The organism is Petrocella sp., from assembly GCF_059865615.1.
Genome location: NZ_JCBCDA010000095.1, coordinates 1 through 5,246 on the forward strand (window position 1 = coordinate 1; position 5,246 = coordinate 5,246).

General features: G+C 36.8%; 4 protein-coding genes and 1 pseudogene. All 5 read right to left on the minus strand.

The window, feature by feature from the left end:
• Nucleotides 1–39: 39 nt before the first annotated feature.
• Entirely contained in the window at nucleotides 40–717 is a 678-nt protein-coding gene (gene cas4, locus AC6F8J_RS10390; RefSeq protein WP_500723168.1) for a CRISPR-associated protein Cas4, read from the minus strand.
• Nucleotides 717–1,589: a type I-C CRISPR-associated protein Cas7/Csd2 gene (gene cas7c / locus AC6F8J_RS10395; protein ID WP_500723170.1), complete on the minus strand. Its 873-nt coding sequence runs from the start codon at nucleotides 1,587–1,589 to the stop codon at nucleotides 717–719. The genes cas4 and cas7c overlap by 1 nt, the downstream gene beginning before the upstream one ends.
• A 2-nt stretch (nucleotides 1,590–1,591) precedes the next feature.
• A complete protein-coding gene (gene cas8c / locus AC6F8J_RS10400; protein ID WP_500723172.1) occupies nucleotides 1,592–3,382 on the minus strand; it encodes a type I-C CRISPR-associated protein Cas8c/Csd1 in 1,791 nt (596 codons plus the stop codon).
• A 4-nt stretch (nucleotides 3,383–3,386) separates the two neighbouring features.
• Nucleotides 3,387–4,046 carry a type I-C CRISPR-associated protein Cas5c gene (cas5c, locus tag AC6F8J_RS10405; protein ID WP_500723174.1) on the minus strand — a complete coding sequence of 220 codons (660 nt, stop codon included), beginning with the start codon at nucleotides 4,044–4,046 and terminating at the stop codon, nucleotides 3,387–3,389.
• Between the two features lie 60 nt (nucleotides 4,047–4,106).
• A pseudogene (locus tag AC6F8J_RS10410) lies at nucleotides 4,107–5,246 on the minus strand (CRISPR-associated helicase/endonuclease Cas3); the annotation flags it as partial.

The following is a 5,246-nucleotide window of genomic DNA, read 5'->3' on the forward strand; positions in this document are numbered from 1 at the left end:
AGGGAAAGATATGCATCGGGTGTTGTCACATATAAAGTATTAAGTAATTTTTTCATCCTCATCACCTTCAATATGCATTTTTATATAAGTATTGGCTGACTTGCTTTTATTAAGTTTTGGTAGGCAAACATCCTTCAAGGAACAAGCATTGCACGACTTAGTCATCTTAACTTTTGGTGTGAAACGCCGTTTATACATCATATGCATTTCTTCAAACATGACCATTACCTTTTGTCGTAAATCATCATTAAAGACAACCTCTGTTCGACGCTTAGTTTCACCATAATATAGATATCCTTTTTCAATATGACATAACAACATATCTTCTAAGCACATTGCCTGAGCGCATAACTGCAATCGATCACAATCATTTGCTTTAGGCTCACCTCTTTTGTACTCAACTGGGAGAGGACTATAAAGCCCCTCCCATCCATATATTGGTATACCCTCTTCTAATCTATGAAATTCAACAACATCACAAATACCAGTAACTCCTAATTTATTAGAATTTATTGCCATACCACGGGTGATGATTAGATCACCTCTTTTTTCTGACTTGGTACTTTCATGCGCCTTGTTGTGCATATACTGACCTTCAAGGGTTCTTACATTCTCAAACCATTGTTGTTCTATATGAATCAATGCCCATTGTCTTTTGCAGAATTCAAAATGTTGAATACCTGATAAACTTAAATAATCATCTTCTTTATAAGTCATTATATGAATTTTATCAGTTTCACTCCATTAGGAATGGCTGCTTCGTCAACATTAATCTTATAGTCTGAAAAGCTTCGGGCTACAGAATCGTTTAAATTGCTTACTGTAATCGTCTCAAACAACTTATATGCTGGGCAATTGCCTAGCTTGTCTTCATGTTTGAATACATAAAGTTTTCTAGTTGACATCTTGCCTCTGGCAGCTGCGTGATCCAAATCAAACATGTTGACCAATGCTTTCCACAACAACTCCAAATCCTCTTCTGCAAATCCAGTTTTTTCAGCCAGATTCGGTGACACATAACCATCCACTCGATAAAGAGCATAAGGAATTATATGTTTGCGACCCATTGTCGAACTGTTATCACCTTCATTAGCTGAAGTACAACTTGTAATTCCTATCTCTTGAGGTACAACAATGTCACAACTTTTTGAAAACCCTAACTGTACAGGACCTCTTACTTGACCACAATTATACTTAAGTGTCATTACGGCACCAAATGTTCTGATGTCAAAGAAATTATCACACATAAACTTAGTGACTTTTTGAAATTCTTCTTTGTCAGGTGCATCTACTGACACTTTACCACCCTTCTGTGGTGGCTCAACTTCGGTTTCTTTATACGCCCATTTTCTATTGGTATCTAGTGGTATGTTCTCTTTGACATAGATTTTATAACCCAGAGCGTCTTCTTTTGCAATATCGACGTAATTTCTGATTTTTCTTTTAATACAAACATCCGTAACGATACCATATCCTGTTTCCGAATCTATCCTTGGCATATTCCCTGCGTCTGGATCACCATTTGGATTGCCGTTCTCCACTTCATAGAACATTGTAAATTCATATCGATTCTTAATTATTTCTCCCATATTTAACTCTCCTTCTCAACTTTTTTATAGAAAACATTTTTCTGATGATAATATCCTAAAACAAAAATTCCTTGATCGTCCAAAGATAGATTCTTAGGGAATGGTCGATCCCCAACATCTAGTAATTCCATGATTGTTTTAATCCTATTTTCACTTACATATCCGTAGTCAGATTTTGAGATGTGATGATTGGATAGTTTTAGAATCACCGGAAAAACAACAGATGGTGTTGTGCATGCCGAAGTAAAGTACCTATCTTTGATGGTAGATTTAATACCTGGATTTGCATCTTCTTGTGCTTTTTCAAGGGTTGCAAAAAGTCTTCCAAGTACGTAGGCTTTATTGGTGCTTTGTTCATTCAATGCCATGGTTATTTCCTCCTCATATTTTTGTCTGTCTTTTCTTATTAAAAATCCCTTAATGATGGCAGCTTTATAGTAATTAATTGAGTGATCTGTTTTGATTCTAATTAATATGGATTGGTACAGTGATAAAGGATAATAAAGACCCATCAAGATAGCTCTCATGGTCGACCCAGCCAATAAGGGTGACGCAGCCTTATCCCTTGAATTGTCAGAAACCGTTTCACTAAGCAAACGCCACAATGGTATGACATTCATTTCATTCTCAAATTGCTTTTCAATGTGAATATCTTTATAGTGTTGTCCCATTTTTTGAATGAAACCATCCAGGTTATCTTGAATAAAAAATCTGATAGATACTCGTGCTGCATTTGGCGCCAAGCCGAGAATATATATCTTAGTCAGTGGATCGAAAAGATCATCTTCAAGCAGTATGCGCTTACCTTCTGAGATTCTCTTAAATATATTGCCTATTGTCTTAATAGCCTGTTGATCCCTTGATACTTTATTTGTTACCACATCCGATTCTACAATTGTACTCGGGTTCAAAAAGAGGGCCATCAGATCCTTTGTAGCACTATTTTGGGTTTCTGCCCAATAAACAACTGTTGTGTCGCCTAAGTAGAGTTTATTCTCCGAATCCTTTAGCATATAACTTAAGGCCGTAGAATATGCAAAGGTTGCATATTCACTTACAGGTGCGTTAAGCCCTTGGCTTTCTCTGTTGCCGTAGGATTCATACGATGCACCATTAAATGATACTAATGAGCATCCCATGCTTTGCCCACCCCTAATACCCTTTATACTAGGATGCAGTATTGCAGTTCCTGCTCTTTTACCAGTCACTAGACACTGTCTCATGGCCGAGCTTTGATTGTTATCCTTGTACAACTCCCAAGCTGCTTTTATTTCTAAATCTTGGTGACAATAGGTACCACTGTTTTGATCATAGTGGAATACAATGTTTGATCCTTTCATCATGTCTTCAAGATGATCAATCAAAGCGGGGTGTTTTGCTGCCTCTTCTGGATTCCAAAGATTCATGAAATTAACAATCGCCTTGGCGTCATCGTTGTCAACATCCTCAAGAACCTGAAAATGTAGTGCTTTAAATGCTTCAAAACATTGTATGGACCTTTCAGGTTTTCCTTTAGAATCAATTCCGAACATGTACCCAGTATTCTCACATAAAAAGTTTGACTTGATGCCAACTGTTTTCTTTTCTTGCTCAGGAACAATCATATCCCTAGAAATGTACTTTTTACCTTTGTCATCCAGTATCTTTAGTGGAATCATGTTAAGTAGTTCACCCTCAAGTGAAATATTTGCAGCATAGGATATACCCGCCTTACTGTAACCTCTTAATGGTATATCAACATCCGAGTCTTCACTTAACAGTTCATAATAATTTGTTAATGCTTGTAGTAACACCTCATCACCGCCTCATATCTATGTCTGTCAGATCAATAGTTCCATCTTCCATGATTGCTCGGTAAAACATAGGTTGGATTTGATCAAGTTCACTATAATCCATGTCATAGAGCATATATCCCAAATCTCTTTTTCCACTTACTGAACTTTTTGGGGTGTCCTCTTCAATTAGTCTAAAATTAGCTGGAAACTCTCGACAACCCATATAAGGCATATGATAGAACTGTCCCTTACGCATTCTTCTAAGAGCTATATTGTAATGCTTCTCTATGGTCTCATCTTGACCCATTCGGTCTGTGACCTCAAAATGAGCTTCTATTATGTACCTTACATTCTTCAAAATCATGGATGCCCTTTGCTGAATATCTTGAGTGGTTGCAATATAACCTTTACCACTGCCACTTCCTTTCATCAGCTTTTTTGCATCTGAATCTGAAGCTTTACTTTTAACCTCATTTCGCCTGATATTAGTAAACTCAGGTTCATGATATACATGAATCTTATCAATAACCCAACGGATTGCCGGTTTGTAATAAATACTCTCAATAATGCCTCTAGCAGCTGATGGTGTGATGACATCATAAGACACACGTTCTACCTTGAACTCTGGTCTTGTGAATAAAGCATACTCACCAAATACCTCTAGTTTAAAACCATAACCCATTTTTTCATCTCCTTCTCTCTCATCTCATATTCAGGATAATTCAATCTCATTTTTAACTCACTATATGTATATACCGACGCCCCTTTCAACAGTAATAATCAAGCCTGTGTCGTCCAAATAATCATCCCTACTACTTAATACGTTAACACCTTCTCTAATCATTTGGATTTTTCCACTTCCTACCAAAGCATCATATTCATTTTCATATATGCTGACTGTATAAGGTTGTAACTTTCTTAAGAGTTTGCTCGGATATTCAATATATTTGACTTCTTCAATCCAATTTCTTACCTGATTATTATATGGAATGATAATTGCCACACTATTGTCTTGGATAAGCTTGAAATCATCGGCAATTGTTTTGAAATCGAAGGCCATTTCACTACTATTGCTTTCTAATCGTTTGAAGATATTCTTAATATCGAGACCTTCAGAACCTGTATATGTATAAAGATTCTTGAAATATTCACTTATAGCTTCTGGAGTTGAAATATCTTCAAATTGCCTCATGATTTTCTTGGTTACTTCAATGGGTCTAAGAAAAGAATGGGGTTGTCTCTTTGTATACTCCGATTCGGCTTCAAAGACGTGTACCTCACCTTTGATCCATTCCCCTTCACTATTTTTAAGCTTACCTTCTCGATTGCATCTTCCTGCCGCTTGAACAATCGAATCCACACCTGCAATCATTCTATACACTCTCGGAAAATCAACATCAACACCTGCTTCGATAAGCCTAGTTGATACCACCCTGCATGGCAATCCTTCTCTGAGTCTTCTTCTTATTTCCTCAATAACATCTTTGCGATGACTTGGACACATCAATGTCGATAGATGATACTTACCGCCCCCCTCAAGATATTCATATATCTTTAAGGCATGTTTTCGTGTATTAACAATACAAAGGCATTGTTTTAATGCATTCATTTCTTCAGTAATTGCTGTTGAGTCCATTTGGTTTCTATTGACAATCTGAGTACGATTAAATACTTGATACAGCTCCTCTATGTCTTCTTGTATCTCAACACTCTTAATTTCCTTTGGGAAAAGTTCAATAAGCGTTGGCTGAGTTGCACTGCACAATACAGCCGTAGAATTGCAATTAGCTACCAATTCAGCAATACCCATGATACATGGTGTTAGGTATTCTTCCGGAAGCATCTGTACTTCATCAAAAATTATAACGCTATTAGCTATATT